Source organism: Trichormus sp. NMC-1 (assembly GCF_001858025.1).
GTDB lineage: Bacteria > Cyanobacteriota > Cyanobacteriia > Cyanobacteriales > Nostocaceae > Anabaena.
In genome coordinates, this window is the sequence record NZ_LZQD01000041.1 from 1 (window position 1) to 910 (window position 910).

General features: G+C 36.5%; 1 protein-coding gene. It reads right to left on the reverse strand.

Features of this window, described 5'->3' with window-relative positions; all coding sequences use genetic code 11:
- A partial coding sequence (locus tag A9Y75_RS25805; RefSeq protein WP_143046517.1) for an RNA-guided endonuclease TnpB family protein occupies window positions 1-773 on the reverse strand: 773 nt, incomplete at its 3' end.
- Window positions 774-910 lie beyond the last annotated feature (137 nt).

Consider the following 910-nt stretch of genomic DNA (forward strand, 5'->3'; position numbering starts at 1 on the left):
CGTGCTAATTTCACAGCATGGTCTTTACGTTGCCTACTTATTTTCAGGTGGCGTTTTCCTAAAATATGTCTAGCTTTGCCTCGATTTTTTGATCCTTTAACTTTCCTAGAAACTCGTTTTTGAGAACGCTTTAAAACCTTCTTACCTTTTCTTAAAAATCTAGGATTTGATAGGGTATTACCATCAGAATCGGTGTAGAAATCTTTTAATCCTACATCCAATCCTATGCTATTCCCAGAAGATTGAATATTCTCACTTCTATCTACGTTAATACAGAATTGGATATAAACACCATCAGCACGTTTCACTAATCGGACTCGTTTTATTTGATTAATTTGATAAAAATGCAAATCACGAGTGCCTTTTAGTTTTAACTTGCCAATGCCTTTTTTGTCTGTAAAGGTAATTGATTTTCTGTCTTGGGCAAGCTGCCATCCTGATGTTTTGTATTCAACAGAGCGACAATCTTTTTGAAATTGTGGAAATCCCTTTAAACCAGGAATCTTTTTCTTACAGTTATCATAAAAGCGAGAGATAGAAGACCAAGCTCGTTCTGCACTAGCTTGTCTAGCCATTGAATTAAGTTCATCTGCAAAGGAAAAAGTTTTAGCTAATATTGCACAGTATTTTTGCAAATCGTTTTTACCCGTATTCTGATTATCCATCCACAGCCGAATACAGCTATTGCGAACGAATTGGGCAGTACGAATAGCATCATCTACTGCTGTAAATTGCTTGGGCTTTCCATAGGTTTTGAACTCAAAAATTAGCATAACTACCTCCTACAGTTATACCAACATATCTGGCGTAAATATTGCAATTACAAAGACAAGGCGAATAAATTCGCCCGTGTCGCTTATATCTCAGCACTAAAGTGACTGAGCTTTACGCTTACCGAGTAATCCTGTAA